This is a genomic window from Stenotrophomonas chelatiphaga (assembly GCF_032054965.1).
Classification (GTDB): Bacteria; Pseudomonadota; Gammaproteobacteria; order Xanthomonadales; family Xanthomonadaceae; genus Stenotrophomonas; species Stenotrophomonas chelatiphaga.
In genome coordinates, this window is sequence record NZ_DAMBRS010000007.1 from 37,389 (window position 1) to 53,861 (window position 16,473).

A 16,473-nucleotide genomic window follows, 5' to 3' on the forward strand; every position below is an offset into this window, starting at 1 on the left:
CCCATGACCGAGATCACCGGTTTCGTTGCCACCTCCGACCAGGCGCTGCCGCTGCACGTGCTGGACCGGGAGCAGTTCAAGGCATGGAATGCCTCCCAGCCGCCGGCGCTGCAGGCGTGGCTGCAGTCGCAGAACTTCACCGCCAGCGGCCACAGCGTGGCGCTGCTGCCGGGCGAGCACGGCATTGCCGGTGCGGTGATCGGGATCGGCGACGCAGGCGATGCGTACAGCTATGCCCATGCACCGCACGCGCTGCCCGAAGGCACGGTGTGGACGCTGGCCACCGCACTGGAGCCGGCGCAGCAGGACCTGCTGCAGCTGGGCTGGGGACTGGGCAGCTATCGCTTCGACCGCTACAAGGCGCGCAACCGTGCACCGGCCCGGCTGCTGGCCAGCCCGTCGGCCGAGGTGGCCGCACTGGTCACTGCGAGCCTGCGCGTGCGCGACTGGGTCAACACCCCCACCGAAGACATGGGGCCGCAGCAGCTGGAAGACGCCGCGCGCGCCTTGGCCAACGCGCACGGCGCGCAGCTGGAGGCGATCACCGGCGACGCGCTGCTGGAGCAGGATTTCCCGGCTATCCACGCGGTGGGCCGTGCCTCGCACCGCGCGCCACGGCTGATCGTGCTGCGCTGGGGCAAGGACACCGATCCGTCGCTGGTGCTGGTCGGCAAGGGCGTGTGCTTCGATACCGGCGGGCTGGACATCAAGCCGGCCGACGGCATGCGCAACATGAAGAAGGACATGGGCGGCGCGGCGCATGCGCTGGCGCTGGCCGGGCTGGTGATGGCCCAGGGCCTGCCGGTGCGGCTGACCCTGCTGGTGCCGGCGGTGGAGAACGCGATCGGCCCGGATGCGTTCCGGCCGGGCGAAGTGATCGCCACGCGCAAGGGCCTGAGCGTGGAGATCGACAACACCGATGCCGAAGGCCGGGTGATCCTGGGCGATGCGCTGACCTTCGCCAGCGAACAGCAGCCGGACCTGGTGCTCGACTTCGCCACCCTGACCGGCGCGGCACGCATCGCGCTGGGTCCGGACCTGCCCGCACTGTTCAGCAACGATGACGCGGTGGCCGAGCAGTGGCTGCAGGCTGGCGAGCAGACCCGTGACCCGGTGTGGCGGATGCCGCTGTGGCGGCCGTACCTGCGTTACCTGCACAGCGGCATCGCCGACCTGGCCAATGCCGGTTCACGGATGGGTGGCGCGGTCACCGCCGCGCTGTACCTGGAACGCTTCCTGGCCGACGGCCAGCGCTGGGCCCACCTGGACGTGTATGCCTGGAACGACGGCGAGCGCCCCGGCCGCCCCGCCGGCGGCGAAGCCCTGGCACTGCGTTCGGCCTGGGCCATGCTGAAAGCCCGCTACGCCTGACCCCTGAAAAAGGGGACGGAGGGGATTAAGTCGCGAATGGTCAGGCAGGGCCGTTTGCGACTTAATCCCCTCCGTCCCCTTTTTTGCTTAGGATGGGGCACCGCGCATTTCCATGCCAGGCAGGAACCGTCGATGCCCTTGTTCCGCTTCACCCGCAAAGGCGGCTTACCGCGCGGCCCACGGCCGAATTCACCGCTGCCGTGGATCGCGCTGATCGCGCTGATCCTGGGTCTGATCGCGCTGGCCTTCGCCTGGCTGGCCGGTTGGATAGATCGTGATCGACCCACTGCGCAGCGGTTCACCGACACCATCGAAGCCACCGGCCCGGCCCATCCGGGCTTCCGCCGCGCGCACAGCAAGGGCGTGTGCGTAGCCGGCTGGTTCGAACCGACGCCGCAGGGCGCGGCGCTGTCGCGCGCCCAGGTGTTCAGCCAGCCGCGTGTGCCGGTGCTGGGCCGGCTGTCGATCGGCGGCAGCGATCCGCACGGTGCCGACGCGCAGGCGCGGGTGCGCAGCATCGCCCTGCAGCTGGTGAGTGACAACGGGCAGGAATGGCGGATGGCGATGAACAGCTTCCCGTTCTTCGCCGTACCCAGCCCGGAGGCCTTCCTGGAACAGACCCGGGCGCAGCTGCCCGACCCGGCGACCGGCAAGCCGGACCCGGCGAAGATGGCCTCCGTGCTGGAAAAATACCCCAGCGCGCGGGCGTTCCAGCAGTGGGCAAAGACCGCGCCATGGACCACCAGCTGGGCCAATACGCAGTTCAACAGCGTCAACAGTTTCTGGTTCACCGCCGCTGACGGCACCCGCCAGGCAGTGCGCTGGAGCTGGGAACCGCAGGCGGCGCCGGTGACGCTGGACGAAGCAGCCCGGGCCGCTGCGGGTCTGGATCATCTGGCCGACGAGTTCGCCACGCGGCTGGCCAGCGGGCCGGTGCGCTGGAACCTGGTGGTGACCCTGGCCGGCCCCGGCGACGTGGTCGAAGACCCGTCGACCCCCTGGCCGGCCGGACGCACGCGCGTGCAGGCCGGCGTGCTGTCGCTGGAGCACATGCAGCCGCAAGCCGGAGGCGCCTGCAACGACCTGAACTTCGATCCGTTGATCCTGCCCGATGGAATCAGCGGCAGTGACGATGCGGTGCTGGCGGCACGTTCGGCGGTGTATTCGCATTCGTTCAACCGCCGCGAACGCGAGTCCGCGCGTGGTGCATCCGGCGAAGCCGCGGGGGTGTCGCGATGAACACACCGGACCGGACGCCCGGCCACTTCAATCGGCTGGCCCGCGTGCTGCACTGGACGATGGCCGTGATGATCCTGGCGATGCTGTTCATCGGCGTCACCATGATGGCCTCGCTGCACCTGCGGCCGACCCTGGTGGACATCCACCGTCCGTTGGGCATCGCGATCGGGCTGCTGGTGCTGCTGCGCCTGTACAACCGCCTGCGCCACCCGCCACCGCCGCTGCCGGCCGACCTGCCGTGGTGGCAGGCGCTGGCCGCGAAGGCGTCGCACTGGCTGCTGTATGCGCTGATGCTGGCGATGCCGCTGCTGGGCTGGTCGATGCTGTCCGCCGGTGGCTATCCGATCGTGCTGTGGAGTGGCTTCAACCTGCCCCCGATCGCCCCGCATTCGGCCGCACTGTATACCGCGCTGCGCAGTGCCCACAGCCTGCTGGCCTATGTGCTGTTCGCCACCGTGCTGATGCACCTCGGTGCCGCGCTGTACCACGCATGGGTCCGCCGCGACGGCGTGTTCGAGTCGATGGCGAAGAAATAGCGGGCGCTACAGCCAGCCCTTCTGGCGGGCCAGCCGATAGGCTTCGATGCGGTTGGCCACGCCGAGCTTGCCGATGCATTCGGACAGGTAGTTGCGCACCGTGCCGTGCGACAGGCCGAGCTCGGTGGCGATCTCGCCGGCGGTCTTTCCTTCGCCTGCCAGGCGCAGCACGCGGCGCTCGCGGTCGGTCAGGGGATCGGCCTGCGACCAGGCGTCCAGTGCCAGTTGCGGGTCGATGGCGCGGGCGCCCTGCTGCACGCGGCGCAGGGCATCGGCCAGGTGGTCGGCCGGCGCGTCCTTCAGCAGGTAACCGAGCACGCCTGCGTCCAGCGCGCGGCGCAGGAAGCCGGTACGCGCGAAGGTGGTGACGATCACGACCTTGATCGGCAGTTGCTGCCGCGCAATCCGCTGCGCCAGTTCCAGCCCGGTCAGGCCGGGCATTTCGATGTCGGTGACCAGGATATCCGGCCGCAGCTGCTGCAACAGTCGCCACGCCGCTTCGCCGTCGGCCGCGCTGCCCAGCACCTCGATGTCCGGCTCCAGCCCCAGCAGCGCCGACAACGCGCCGCGTACCATGGCCTGGTCTTCGGCCAGTACGATCCGGATCATGGGGTTCCCTTCAACAGGCTGGCAGGCGTTGGGTCCGGCGCCCGGTCCATCGGTGTTGGCATGGCCGGCGCCGGCACGCGCACCGTGATGCAGGTGCCGCCCTGCGGCAGCGCTTCCAGCTGCAGCGTACCGCGCAGTGCGGCGATGCGTTCGCGCATTCCGGCCAGGCCGTTGCCTTCGGTCGTCACCCCGCCGCGGCCGTTGTCGCGCACCTGCATCAGCAGGCTGTGGCCTTCGCGTGCGAAGTGCACCTGCGCATTGCCCGCAAGCGCGTGGCGGGCGATGTTGGTCACCGCCTCGCGCAGCACCAGCGCCAGCGCACGCTCGATCTCCAGCGGCATCGGCGGCGGTGGCAGGTAGTCCAGGTGGACCTGCTGGCATTCCAGCAGCAGCCGCGCCGAGGCAAGCTCACCGGCGAGGTCGCTGGAGCGGAAGCCGGTGACCGCGCTGCGGACCTGCGCCAGCGCCTGCCGCGCGATGTCTTCGGCTTCGCCGATCTCCTGCCGTGCGCGTGCATCGCCACGGTCGTACAGCTTGCGCGACAGCTCCAGCTTCAACGTGATCAGCGACAGCGTGTGCCCAAGCAGGTCGTGCAGGTCGCGGCCGATGCGCTCGCGCTCGGCCGTGGCCGCCAGCCGGCGCACCTCATCCTGTGACAGCTGCAGCTGCGCATCGCGTTCCTTGTTGACCGCCTCCATGTTCGATATCAGGCCGATCACCACCGACATGAAGGGAATCCAGACCAGGTTCTGCCACGCCCAGCCGGCAAGCCACGCGGTGCCGACGAACACCGTGTTGAGCAGCAGCAACTGCAACAGATAACGCCAGGTGCTGCCGTTGCGGCACACGCGCAGCATCACGCAACCGAACACGAAATAGCTGATGCCGGACGGATACCACGGCACCAGCACCAGGCTCATCGCGACCATCGCCAGCGCATAGCGCGGTGCATGGTGGCGTGGCGCCAGCATCGCGCGTGCGTACAGGAACAGGAAGGTGGGATAGCTGAGCAGGGTCAGCAACGCCCAGCGCGCGGTGTACCCGCCCCCGAACAGGGGGGTCAGGAACACCCACGACGTCCACAGCAGGTGGATGTAATCACTCAAGCCGGACTGCCCACGCCGCCGATGGTCGGCCACCGCCGAATCCGGCGCGGGGCGCAGCAGGGGAGCCAACCACTTGAACGGCACGGTGGATTCCAGCAGGAGACGGTCGCGGCCGATCATGCCATGTCAGCCGACGCGGCGCAGGCGACGGGCGGCCAACAGGGCGCCGACGACCGTCACCGCCCCCAGTACCATCCCGTGCATCAGCACGCTGCCGCCGGCGGGCTGGCCGATGACACGCAGCGCCAGCTGCGCGGCATGCCAGGTAGGCCACAGCGGGGCAAGCGTGCTGAACACCCCCGGCAGCATCGACAGCGGCACCCACAGGCCTGACAGCAATGCCAGCGGCAGGTAGACCAGGTTGACCAGCGCCGGCGCGGCGTCCGATTCCACATGGCTGCCGATCAGCAGGCCGATCGCTCCCAACGGCAGCGCGACCAGCGCCGCCACCGCCACCAGCCCGGCCATCTGCAGCGGTGCCAGGCTGACCCCGCCCATCGTGCGCGCCGCGGCGATCAGCAGGATCGCCACCACCACCGCGAAGATCACCGCCATCAACAGGCGCGCCAGCAGCGGTGCCAACGGCGGCACGGGCAAGGCACGCTTCAGCGTCAGCAGGCCGCCAGCGCGATCCATCGCCAACTGCACGCCGAAGCCGAACAGGGCCGGCCCCATCGCGCCGAACACGCAGTAGGTGGCCAGCAGATAACGCGAGGCCTGCCCGCGGCCCAGCATCACCCCGAACATCGCGTAGAACAGCACCGGGAACAGCAGGCACGGCAGCACGAAGGCAGGCGTGCGCCAGGTCCTGCGCAGCTCGGCCTTCAGTTCGGCGATGTAGGGGGCAAGCAGGCGCGCCAGCGGCCGGCGCGGTGGATCCACGGCAACGGGCTGGATGTTCATGCGGCCTCCCGGGTCAGTTCAACGAAGGCTTCGGCCAGGCCGCCGCCGCGCACGTCCAGCTCGCTCAGCTGGGGGTCCTCGGCCAACAGTCGCGCCACTACCGGCTCGGCAGGTTCGGCCAGCAGCTCCAGATGATCGCCCGCACGGCGTGCTTCGATCACGCCCTGCCAGCCCTGCAGCAGCGCCACGTCCAACCCGCTGCGGCACCGGACCCGCCGCGGTGCCAGTTGCGGCCGGAACGTGGCCAGCGGACCGTCGGCCAGCACGCGTCCCTGCTCCAGCACCACCACACGGCTGGCAAGCGCTTCGGCTTCTTCCAGGTAATGGGTGGTCAGCACGATCCCGCAGCCTTCCGCGCGCAGCTGCGCGATGGCGTGCCACATGGCCTGGCGCGCTTCGATGTCCAGGCCGGTGGTCGGTTCGTCCAGGAACAGCAGGCGCGGGCCACCACACAGCGCGATGGCGAACTGCACGCGTCGCTGCTGGCCACCGGACAGCTGGCCGTAGGCGCGCTGCTGCAGGTCCTGCACGCCGGCAATGGCCAGGCAGTCGGCCAACGGTCGCGGCCGTGGATAGCTGGCGCGGAACTGCTCCACCAGCTCACCCACCCGCAGCTTCGGCGGCAATGCCGTGTCCTGCAGCATCACGCCCACCTGCTCACGCTGCGATCGACGTTGCGGGTCACCGCCCAGCAGCGTCACCTGGCCGGCATCCGGCCGACGCAGTCCCAGCAGCACGGCGATGGCCGTGGTCTTGCCGGCACCATTGCGACCGAGCAGTGCCAGTACTTCGCCGGGCCGCACCTGCAGGCTGACACCGGCCAGTGCAATGGCATTGCGATAGCGCACCTGCACGTCGTGCAGTGCGGCCAACGGAGGGGCATGGAGGGGCATGGCGGTACTCCCGGGAAGTGGCTACGACAGTGCGCCACCGGGCGCTGCGCAGGCAGTGGCCGGCGTCAGGCACTGCAGGTGACAGCTGTCACTGCCGTGGCGGCCCGCCGGCGCGCATCCTGTGTCGACCGCAGGGCCGCGGTTTGCCCCTGGCGGGTGTTGCGGTCACACTCCGCTCGATCCAACGTCCTGGTGCCTATGAACGCCTCTGCTGAACTGTTGAAGGAACTTCGCATCGACCGCAGGACGCCGCCGCCGCCCGCGCCGGGCAGCCGTCGCTGGCTGTGGATCGTGATCGCCGTGGTGCTGCTGCTGGGTGCGGCCGTGGCCGCATGGATGCTGCGTCCGCAGGCCATTGAAGTGCAGACCGCACCCGCGGTGGCGCTGGGCGAGGCAGGCAGCAGTGCCTCGGTGCTGGATGCCAGCGGCTACGTGGTGGCGCGGCGCATGGCGACGGTCTCGGCCAAGATCACCGGCAAGGTGCGCGAAGTCATGATTGAAGAAGGCATGCGGGTCGAGGAAGGCCAGGTCATGGCCACGCTGGACCCGATCGATGCCGGCGCCCAGCGCGATCTCTACGCGTCGCAGGTGCAGGCCGCACGCAGCCAGGTCGCCGGCCTGCAGGCCCAGCTCACCCAGGCCGGTGCCGAAGCCACCCGGCTGCAGGCGCTGGTCGGCCAGCAGCTGGTATCACGCTCGCAGTTCGACCAGGCCGTGGCCCAGCGTGAAAGCCTGCGCGCGCAGCTGGATACCGCCCAGCGCAACGTGCAGGTGGCCGGCAACCAGCTGGCCATCGCCGACCTGGGCGTGGACAACAACATCGTCCGCGCGCCGTTCTCCGGCGTGGTCACCGCCAAGGCCGCACAGCCGGGCGAGATCGTCTCGCCGCTGTCGGCCGGCGGTGGCTTCACCCGTACCGGCATCGGCACCATCGTGGACATGGAATCGCTGGAGATCGAAGTCGAGGTCGGCGAGGCCTTCATCGGCCGGGTGCAGCCGAAGATGCCGGTGGAAGCCACGCTCAACGCCTATCCCGACTGGAAGATCCCGGCCGAGGTGATCGCCATCGTTCCCACCGCCGACCGCGGCAAGGCCACGGTGAAGGTGCGCGTGGCGATCAAGACCCGCGAGCCGCGCATCGTGCCGGAGATGGGCGTGCGGGTGAGCTTCCTGGAACAGGCCAGGCCGGATGCACCGCAGAAGCCGCAGGGCGTGCGCGTGCCGGCCAACGCGGTGGTGCAGCGTGAGGGCGGCAGCGTGGTGTTCGTGCTGGCCGAGGACACCGTGCAGCAGCGCAGCGTGACGCCCGGCCTGGCGTTGAATGCGGATCGTCAGCTGCTGGCGGGCGTGCGCCCGGGTGAGCGGGTGGTGACCAGCCCGCCGGATACGTTGCGCGATGGCAGCAAGGTGAAGGAACGCTCGTAGGTTGTCCGTCCGGCGGCCGGTGGCCGTCATTACCGCACTCGGAGAAACGGCATGTCGACCCTGGTTTCATTGCGCAGCATCACCAAGACCTACCAGCGGGGCCCGGAGCAGGTAAAGGTGCTGCACGGCATCGACCTGGACATCGAAAAAGGCGACTTCGTGGCGTTGATGGGGCCCTCCGGTTCCGGCAAGACCACCCTGCTGAACCTGATCGGTGGACTGGACTCGCCCAGCGGCGGGGAGATCACCATCGAAGGCGAGCGCATCGACCAGATGGGGGGCGGCCAGCTTTCCACCTGGCGCAGCCACCACGTCGGCTTCGTGTTCCAGTTCTACAACCTGATGCCGATGCTGACCGCGCAGAAGAACGTCGAACTGCCGCTGCTGCTGACCCACCTGGGCGCTGCGCAGCGCAGGCGCAACGCGGAGATCGCGCTGACCCTGGTCGGCCTGGCCGACCGCCGCAGCCACCGTCCCAACGAACTGTCCGGTGGCCAGCAGCAGCGCGTGGCGATCGCCCGCGCGATCGTTTCCGATCCCACCTTCCTGATCTGCGATGAGCCGACCGGCGACCTGGACCGCCAGTCCGCCGAAGAGATCCTGCAGCTGCTGCAGCAGCTCAACCGCGAACATGGCAAGACCATCATCATGGTGACCCACGACCCGAAGGCCGCGGAATACGCGACCCATACGGTGCACCTGGACAAGGGCGAACTCGCCGACGCGCCACTGGCGCACTGACCGAGGGCACGGCGATGAAATATTTCTCCCTGGTGTGGGCGCAGCTGTTCCGCAGCCGCACCCGCACCCTGCTGACCCTGCTGTCGGTGGTGGCCGCGTTCCTGCTGTTCGGCATGCTCGACTCGGTGCGCGTGGCCTTCATGTCCGGTGGCAGCGTGGAAGGCGCCAACCGGCTGATCACCGCCTCGCGGTTGTCGATTACCCAGTCGCTGCCGATCCGCCTGGAAGCGCAGATCCGCCAGGTGGCCGGCGTGCGCGATGTCACCTACGGCATGTGGTTCGGTGGCATCTACCGCGACCCCAAGGACTTCTTCCCGAACTTCTCGGTAGCCCCGAACTACTTCGACATCTACGGCGAACTGGAGGTCGCCCCGGACCAGCTCAAGCGCTGGCAGGACACCCGCACCGGTGCCATCGTCGGCGAGTCGCTGGCCAAGGATTTCGGCTGGAAGATCGGCGACACCATCCCGTTGCAGGCCACCATCTTCCCGCGCGGCGGCAGCAACGACTGGCCGCTGGAAATGGTCGGCACGTTCCGCTCCAAGGACCGCGCAGTGGCCGGGAACGAGGAGAGGCAGCTGATGATGAACTGGAAGTACTTCGATGAGTCCAACGACTACATCAAGAACCAGGTCAGCTGGTACACCATCACCCTGGACAACCCGGACCATGCCTCGCGGGTGGCCCAGGCGATCGACGCGATATCGGCCAACTCCGACCACGAAACCAAGACCCAGACCGAATCGGCGTTCCAGCAGGCCTTCGTCAAGCAGTTCGCGGACATCGGCATGATCGTCACTTCGATCATGGGCGCGGTGTTCTTCACCCTGCTGCTGCTGACCGGCAACACCATGGCGCAGGCGGTGCGCGAACGCATCCCGGAACTGGCCACGCTGAAGACACTGGGCTTCCAGGACCGCACCGTACTGGCCCTGGTGATGGTGGAATCGATCCTGCTGGTAGGGCTGGGCGGTGCGATCGGCATGGGCCTGGCGGCGACCATCCTGCCGCTGCTGGCACCGCAGACGCGCGGCCTGCTGCCACCGCATGTGCCGACCGCCACCTGGCTGGTGGGCATTGCACTGATCATCGTGATCGGCGTCGTGGTCGGACTGCTGCCGGCGCTGCGCGCCAAGCGGCTGAAGATCGTCGATGCCCTGGCCGGACGCTGAGGACCCGCACATGAAGAACACACTGAAGAAGTGGCTGCTCAACGGCGCGATGCTGGTGGTGCTGGCGGTGGGCCTGGCCGGATGGATCTGGCTGCCGTGGCAGGGCGTGCTGGTCGTGGTGGTGCTGGTCGCGCTGTGGCTGGTGCTGACCCGCGGCGGACGGCTGGCGTTGGCCGCCACCCGCATCGGTATCGCCAGCCTGCCGCAACGCTGGGGCGCCTCGTCGGTGATCGTGGTCGGCATCGCCGGCGTGGTCGGCGTGCTGGTGGCGATGCTGGCGATGGGCGCAGGTTTCCAGTCCACGCTCAACAGCACCGGCGATGACACCACCGCCATCGTGCTGCGCGGCGGCTCGCAGGCGGAAACCAACTCGGTGATCACCCGCGACCAGATTCCGTTGTTGTCCACCCTGCCCGGCGTGGCACGCGACGAAAAGGGGCGCGCGCTGCTGTCGGCCGAGCTGTCGCAGGTGGTCAACCTGGTGTCCCGCTCCGACGGCACCGATGTCAATGCGCAGTTCCGCGGCGTCGGTGACATGGCCTGGGCGGTGCATGATCGGGTGCGCATCATCGAAGGCCGCAAGTTCGCCACCGGCAAGCGCGAAATGGTGGTGGGCCAGGGCGCGAAGAGCCAGTTCCGCGACATGGACGTGGGCAGCACGCTGACCCTGGGCAACCAGGCATGGACGGTGGTCGGCGTGTTCGCTTCCGGCGACGCGCATGATTCGGAGTTGTGGACCGACGTGGATACCCTGGCCACGACCTACCAGCGCGGCGCGCTGCAATCGGTGACGGTGCGCACCGACGGCAAGCCCGGTTTCGAGCAGTTCAAGGCCGCCGTCGCCGGCGACCCGCGCCTGAAGCTGGAGGTGGAAACAACGCGGCTGTACTACAGCAAGCAGGGCGGCGGGCTGACCACGCTGATCAACATCCTGGGCAAGGTCATCGGCACCATCATGGCCATCGGCGCAGTGTTCGGTGCGCTCAACACGATGTATGCCGCCGTGGCCACGCGCGCACGCGAGATCGCCACGATGCGTGCGATCGGCTTCCGCGGGCTGCCGGTGGTGACCGCGGTGATGCTGGAGACGATGCTGCTGGCGTTGCTGGGCGGGCTGCTGGGCTGCGCGATCGCCTGGCTGCTGTTCAACGGCTACAGCGTGTCCACCATCGGCAGCAATTTCAGCGCGGTGGTGTTCAAGTTCCACGTCTCGCCGGAACTGCTGTGGAGCGGGCTGAAGTGGGCGCTGGGCATCGGCTTGGTCGGCGGCCTGTTCCCCGCCCTGCGTGCCGCCCGCCTGCCGATCACCACCGCCCTGCGCGAAGTCTAAGAAAGAAGAAAAGGGGACGGAGGGGATTAAGTCGTTTTTGGCACTCGAAATGCCAAAAACGACTTAATCCCCTCCGTCCCCTTTTTCAGGGGCGGGTGCGGCGCAGGCCATCGAAGACGAACAGGCCCAGGCCGATCCAGATCGCGATGAAGCCGGTGGCGCGCGCGCCATCGAAGGGTTCGTTGAAGAAGAACACGCCCAGCACCAGGCCCAGGCTGGGCGCGATGAACTGCAGCACACCCACGGTAGACAGGGCGATGCGCTTCACGCCGTAGGCGAAGCCGATCAGCGGCGCAGCGGTGACCACGCCGCCGAAGATCAGCAGCAGGTCGTTGCGCCAGCCCCAGCCCCCGAAGAAGGCGCCGCCGTGGCCGTTCTCGCTCCACAGCGCGAAGCCCAGCGCCGGCAGGAACAGATACAGGCTTTCCACCGCCAGGCCGGCCACCGGATCGACCGAGATCAGCTTGCGCAGCAGGCCATACAGGCCGAACGATCCGGCCAGCCCCAATGCGATCCACGGCGGTGCGCCGGCCTGCCAGGTCAGCCATGCCACGCCGACCGCCGCGCAGGCCACCGCCAGCCACTGCAGGCGGCGCAGGCGTTCCTTCAGCACCACCACGCCCAGCACCACGCTGACCAGCGGGTTGATGAAATAACCCAGGCTGGTGTCGATCACGTGGCCTGCGTTGATGGCCCAGATGTACAGGCCCCAGTTGAACGCGATGGCCAGGCTGCTCACCGCCAGCGTGGCCAGTGCACGCGGCTGCGCGGCGATTGCTTTCCACCACTGCAGGCGACTGCTCAGCAGCAGCCAGCCCACCACCAGCACCGTGCTCCAGATGATGCGGTGGGCGATGATCTGGAACGAGGGCACTTCGCGCAACAGGTGCCAGTACACCGGCACCAGCCCCCACAGCACGAAGGTGAAGGCGGTGACTGCAAAGCCGCGGCGCTGCTCCTGTTCGCTGATCAGTGCTGCGCTCACTTGCGCGTCCTCGCCAGGGCCAGCACCAGCACGCCGGCCAGGATCACCGCCATCGCCACCAGGTCACGCCAGCCGAAGTGTTCGCCATTGAGCAGCACGCCCAGCAGCACGGCGATCACCGGATTGACGTAAGCATAGCTGCCGGCCAGCGCCGGACGCACGTTGTGCAGCAGCCACACGTAGGCGGTGAAGGCGACGATCGAGCCGAACAGGCACAGGTAGGCCACCGCGAGCAGGCCATCCAGGCTGGGCAGCGCGGTCGGTCGTTCGCCCACTGACAGCCCGGTGATGACCAGCAGCACGCCCCCACAGATCATCTGCCCGGCCGCGGTCATGAACGGTCCCGGCAGGTCCTGGCCCCGCACCCAGACCGAGCCGAATGCCCAGCCGACCGGGGCCACCAGCAGCAGGATCAGTCCGGTCGGCGAAGCCGCCAGGCTGCTGCCTGCGTTGAGCCAGACCACGCCGAGGAAGCCGATGGCAATGCCCAGCCACTCGCCACGGCTGGCGTGCTGGCCGCGCACCGCCGAGAACAGCGCCATCCACAGCGGCACCGAGGCCACCGCGGTGGCGGCCAGGCCGGAGGACACATCGCGTTCGGCCAGCACCACCATGCCGTTGCCCAGCAGCAGCATGGTGAAGCCCATGATGGTCAGGTTGCGCCACTGCCGCAGGGTCGGCCGCGGCATCTTCCTGAACAGCCGAAGCACGGCGTACATCAGGCTGCCGGCGATGATGAAGCGCGCCCCGGACACCGACGTCAGCGGCAGCACGCCCGCCTGCAGCGCCTTGGCGATGCCCAGGTAGGTCGAGCCCCAGACCACGTAGACCAGCAGCAACGCCAGGGCGACGGCACCGGGACGCGGCGCGGCGGAGGAATCAGGGACGACGGCCATGGGCCACCAAGATGCGGGGGAACGAGGATTCTAGGCCTTTGCGTCGCTGCGGAGCAGTCGGGAAGGCGGCAAGCTGTTTTCTTCGGATCACCGAACGCACCGGCGCCCTGCCTGGCCCGCAGGGAGCGGCCACGGCGATATCATCCTCCCCGCCCGTGCCGACGAACTGCTTGTCGGCGCCCAACGAGGAACTCGCGACGATGCAGGATGAATTCAACGACCCGCTCTGGCGCCAGGTGCTGTCCGGCGCGCAGATGCTGTTCGTGGCCTTCGGCGCGCTGGTGCTGATGCCGCTGATCACCGGGCTGGACCCGAACGTGGCGCTGTTCACCGCCGGGCTGGGCACGCTGCTGTTCCAGCTGATGACCGGTCGCCAGGTGCCGGTGTTCCTGGCCTCCAGCTTTGCCTTCATCACCCCGATCATCCTCGCCAAGCAGCAGTTCGGGTTGGCGGAAACCATGGGTGGGGTGATGGCCGCCGGCTTCGTCTACACCTTCCTGGGCGCGGCGGTGAAGATCAAGGGCACCGGTTTCATCGACCGGCTGCTGCCGCCGGTGGTGATCGGCCCGGTGATCATCTCGATTGGGCTGGCGATGGCACCGATCGCCGCCAACATGGCGATGGGCAAGGACGCCGACGGCACGCAGCTCATTCCGTACCAGACCGCGATGCTGATTTCGATGCCGGCGCTGCTGACCACCCTGGTGGTGGCGGTATTCGGCCGGGGCATGTTCAAGCTGCTGCCGATCATGTTCGGCGTGCTGGTGGGCTTCGGGCTGTCCTTCGCGTTCGGCGTCGTCGATGTCGCCCGCATCGCCGCGGCGCCGTGGTTTGCCCTGCCGCAGTTCACTGCCCCGGCGTTCAACTGGCAGGCGATCCTGTTCATCGTGCCGGTCGCGCTGGCGCCGGCCATCGAACATATCGGCGGGGTGATCGCCGTCGGCAGCGTCACCGGCCGCGATTATCTGAAGAAGCCCGGCCTGCACCGCACCCTGTTCGGCGATGGCGTGGCAACCACCGCGGCAGGCCTGTTCGGGGGTCCGCCCAACACCACCTATGCCGAAGTCACCGGCGCGGTGATGCTGACCAGGAACTACAACCCGAAGATCATGACCTGGGCGGCGATCTTTGCGATCAGCCTGGCCTTCATCGGCAAGTTCGGTGCGCTGCTGCAGAGCATCCCGGTGCCGGTCATGGGCGGCATCCTGTGCCTGCTGTTCGGCTCCATCGCCGCGGTGGGCATGAACACCCTGATCCGCCACCGGATCGACCTGGGCGAAGCACGCAACCTGGTGATCGTGTCGGTGACGCTGGTGTTCGGCATCGGTGGCGTGCTGGTCGGCAGCGGCACCGGTCCGGACGACTTCGGCCTGAAGGGCATCGCGTTGTGCGCGGTGGTGGCGATCGCGCTGAACCTGCTGCTGCCGGGCAACGACCACTGGAAGCAGCCGGGTCCGCCGGTCGTGTGAGGCTGCGGGGAGCGGCGTGACGACCAACGGTCGTGCCCCACCAGATCACAACGGACGCCACTACCTGCTTACGTCCTCACCCGCCCGATCACGCCATCAAGGCGATCAGCGGCGTGCCGCTTCGCTGCTGTCGCGTGCCTTGCGGAACTCCGAGCCCTGTTCCCACTGCGGCCAGCTGCGGCCGTTGGCCAGCTCCAGGCCGAGGTCATACACCAGCAGCGTGTCGGCGGCATGGCCGGCAGGATCCCAGCTCGGGGTCCACGCATCGCAGGCCTGGTGGTAGCAGTCCTTGAAGTACTTCTCGCGCAGCGCACGGCCGGCTTCGATACCGCCGTCCAGCTTGTCCAGCCCCGGGCCGATGGTGATCGCCGGCACGCCCAGCCGGGCGAAGGCGAAGTGGTCGGCACGGTAGAAGAAGCCCGCTTCCAGGTTCGGATCCGGGCTGTAGCCGCGGCCGCGCGCCTTGGCCACGCGCTCCAGGTCGCCTTCCAGCGATACCCGGCCCTTGCCCCACGAGGCGATGTCACGGGTCGCGCCATCCGGGCTGAACATCTCGATGTTCAGCACCGCAGCGGTTTTTTCCAGCGGTGCCAGCGGGTGTTTTGCATAGTAGCTTGCGCCCAGCAGGCCCTTCTCCTCGGCGGTCAGCGCGACGAAATACAGCGAACGCTGTGGCTGCGGACCGGCAGCGAATACGCGGCCCAGTTCCAGCACGGTGGCCACGCCGGTGGCGTTGTCGATGGCGCCGCGGCGCACGCGGTCCCCTTTCGCATCGGGCTCGCCGATGCCGAAGGCGTCCCAGTGCGCGGAGAAGATCACCGCCTCGTCGCCGTGCGTGCCGCCGGGCAGCTTGGCCACCACGTTGCGGGTGACCACTTCTTCGCGTTTCAGCTTGAATGCCGCGCTCAACCGGGCGTTGTCCAAGGCCACCGGCTTGAAATCGGCACGCTGCGCCTTGCGCTTTTCCGCCTCGAAATCCAGGCCGGCATCGGCGAAGATCGCTTCGGCCAGCGAACGCTGCATCCAGCCGCGCAGCGGCGTGTGCTGGGCCATGGCTTCATCCTGGCTGCGCTGGATGTCGAACAGCGGCGAGGTGCCCGAGCTTTTCACCGTAGCCCAGCCATAGGCGGCCGGCGCGGTCTCGTGCACGATCAGCACGCCTTCGGCACCGCGCCGCGCGGCTTCTTCGAACTTGTAGGTCCAACGGCCGTAATAGGTCACCGCCTTGCCATCGAAGGCACCGGGCGCATCGGTTTCGAAGTCGGCGTCGTTGATCAGCACCACGGCGATCTTGCCGCGCAGATCGATGCCCTTGTAGTCGTCCCAGTTGCGCTCTGGCGCATCGATGCCGTAGCCGATGAACACCAGCGGGGCATCCTTGATCTGTACCCGTGCGCGCGGCTGCAGGCTCTGCAGGGTCACGTCCCCGCCGTTGGCGAGGGTGCGCTTGCCGCCCTTCAGCGTCAGCGTTGCCGTGGCCGCACCATCCAGCTGTGCGCGCACCAGCGGCACCGGCTGCACCCAGCTGCCGTCCACGCCGCCCGGCTGCAGGCCGTAGCTGCGGAACTGCTCGATCAGGTACTGCACCGTGCGTTCTTCGCCTTCGCTGGCCGGCGCACGGCCTTCGAACTCATCCGAGGCCAGCACGCGCACGTGGCGCGACAGCGCCTGCGGATCGATGCCGCCACCGGGAAGATCATTGGCCGCATGCGCAAGGCCACCGACGAACAGGCAGGACGACAACAACAGCACGCGCATCGGGTTCACGGATCACCGGGGGACAAGGAAGCAGGGATGT

General features: G+C 68.4%; 15 protein-coding genes. 8 read left to right on the forward strand and 7 right to left on the reverse strand.

Annotation, left to right across the window (positions count from 1 at the left end):
- Window positions 1–3: 3 nt before the first annotated feature.
- The 3 genes from RTX79_RS10580 (at window position 4) to RTX79_RS10590 (ending at window position 3,146) form a co-directional block, all read left to right on the forward strand.
- Window positions 4–1,371: a leucyl aminopeptidase family protein gene (locus tag RTX79_RS10580; RefSeq protein WP_312683651.1), complete on the forward strand. Its 1,368-nt coding sequence runs from the start codon at window positions 4–6 to the stop codon at window positions 1,369–1,371.
- A 132-nt stretch (window positions 1,372–1,503) separates the two neighbouring features.
- Window positions 1,504–2,610 (forward strand): catalase family peroxidase, encoded by a 1,107-nt coding sequence (locus tag RTX79_RS10585; RefSeq protein ID WP_312683652.1) that lies wholly within the window; start codon window positions 1,504–1,506, stop codon window positions 2,608–2,610.
- Entirely contained in the window at window positions 2,607–3,146 is a 540-nt protein-coding gene (locus RTX79_RS10590) for a cytochrome b (protein WP_309688816.1), read from the forward strand. The genes RTX79_RS10585 and RTX79_RS10590 overlap by 4 nt, the downstream gene beginning before the upstream one ends.
- Window positions 3,147–3,152: 6 nt before the next feature.
- On the opposite strand, the gene RTX79_RS10595 is transcribed toward RTX79_RS10590, so the two are convergent.
- Genes RTX79_RS10595 through RTX79_RS10610 form a run of 4 tightly spaced genes read right to left on the reverse strand, consistent with a single transcriptional unit; the run spans window position 3,153 to window position 6,657 of the window.
- A complete protein-coding gene (locus RTX79_RS10595; protein WP_057507529.1) occupies window positions 3,153–3,755 on the reverse strand; it encodes a response regulator transcription factor in 603 nt (200 codons plus the stop codon).
- Window positions 3,752–4,981 (reverse strand): sensor histidine kinase, encoded by a 1,230-nt coding sequence (locus RTX79_RS10600; RefSeq protein WP_312683654.1) that lies wholly within the window; start codon window positions 4,979–4,981, stop codon window positions 3,752–3,754. The genes RTX79_RS10595 and RTX79_RS10600 overlap by 4 nt, the downstream gene beginning before the upstream one ends.
- 6 nt (window positions 4,982–4,987) lie before the next feature.
- The gene (locus RTX79_RS10605; RefSeq protein WP_312683655.1) at window positions 4,988–5,764 is read right to left on the reverse strand and encodes an ABC transporter permease; all 777 of its coding nucleotides are present in this window, start codon (window positions 5,762–5,764) and stop codon (window positions 4,988–4,990) included.
- Window positions 5,761–6,657, reverse strand: coding sequence for an ABC transporter ATP-binding protein (locus RTX79_RS10610; RefSeq protein ID WP_312683656.1), 897 nt, complete (start codon window positions 6,655–6,657; stop codon window positions 5,761–5,763). The genes RTX79_RS10605 and RTX79_RS10610 overlap by 4 nt, the downstream gene beginning before the upstream one ends.
- A 198-nt stretch (window positions 6,658–6,855) precedes the next feature.
- On the opposite strand from RTX79_RS10610, the gene RTX79_RS10615 reads away from it, so the two are divergent.
- The 4 genes from RTX79_RS10615 to RTX79_RS10630 are packed head-to-tail and all read left to right on the forward strand — an operon-like array spanning window position 6,856 to window position 11,325.
- Complete coding sequence (locus RTX79_RS10615; protein WP_312683657.1) at window positions 6,856–8,082, forward strand: efflux RND transporter periplasmic adaptor subunit; 1,227 nt, start codon at window positions 6,856–6,858, stop codon at window positions 8,080–8,082.
- A 51-nt stretch (window positions 8,083–8,133) separates the two neighbouring features.
- Complete coding sequence (locus tag RTX79_RS10620) at window positions 8,134–8,823, forward strand: ABC transporter ATP-binding protein (RefSeq protein WP_123699874.1); 690 nt, start codon at window positions 8,134–8,136, stop codon at window positions 8,821–8,823.
- Window positions 8,824–8,837: 14 nt separating this feature from the next.
- Window positions 8,838–9,995, forward strand: coding sequence for an ABC transporter permease (locus RTX79_RS10625; protein ID WP_057507535.1), 1,158 nt, complete (start codon window positions 8,838–8,840; stop codon window positions 9,993–9,995).
- Window positions 9,996–10,005: 10 nt separating this feature from the next.
- A complete protein-coding gene (locus RTX79_RS10630; protein WP_312683659.1) occupies window positions 10,006–11,325 on the forward strand; it encodes an ABC transporter permease in 1,320 nt (439 codons plus the stop codon).
- Between the two features lie 85 nt (window positions 11,326–11,410).
- Here the strand turns inward: RTX79_RS10630 and rarD are convergent, their stop codons facing one another.
- Window positions 11,411–12,310 (reverse strand): EamA family transporter RarD, encoded by a 900-nt coding sequence (gene rarD / locus RTX79_RS10635; RefSeq protein ID WP_428695992.1) that lies wholly within the window; start codon window positions 12,308–12,310, stop codon window positions 11,411–11,413.
- Window positions 12,307–13,206: a drug/metabolite exporter YedA gene (gene yedA, locus RTX79_RS10640; protein WP_312683660.1), complete on the reverse strand. Its 900-nt coding sequence runs from the start codon at window positions 13,204–13,206 to the stop codon at window positions 12,307–12,309. Before yedA ends, rarD begins: the two co-directional genes overlap by 4 nt.
- A gap of 200 nt (window positions 13,207–13,406) precedes the next feature.
- Here yedA and RTX79_RS10645 point away from each other — a divergent pair, with 200 nt between their 5' ends.
- Window positions 13,407–14,675: a uracil-xanthine permease family protein gene (locus RTX79_RS10645; RefSeq protein WP_309688843.1), complete on the forward strand. Its 1,269-nt coding sequence runs from the start codon at window positions 13,407–13,409 to the stop codon at window positions 14,673–14,675.
- 105 nt (window positions 14,676–14,780) lie between these two features.
- On the opposite strand, the gene RTX79_RS10650 is transcribed toward RTX79_RS10645, so the two are convergent.
- Complete coding sequence (locus RTX79_RS10650; protein ID WP_057507538.1) at window positions 14,781–16,433, reverse strand: M28 family metallopeptidase; 1,653 nt, start codon at window positions 16,431–16,433, stop codon at window positions 14,781–14,783.
- Between the last annotated feature and the right edge of the window lie 40 nt (window positions 16,434–16,473).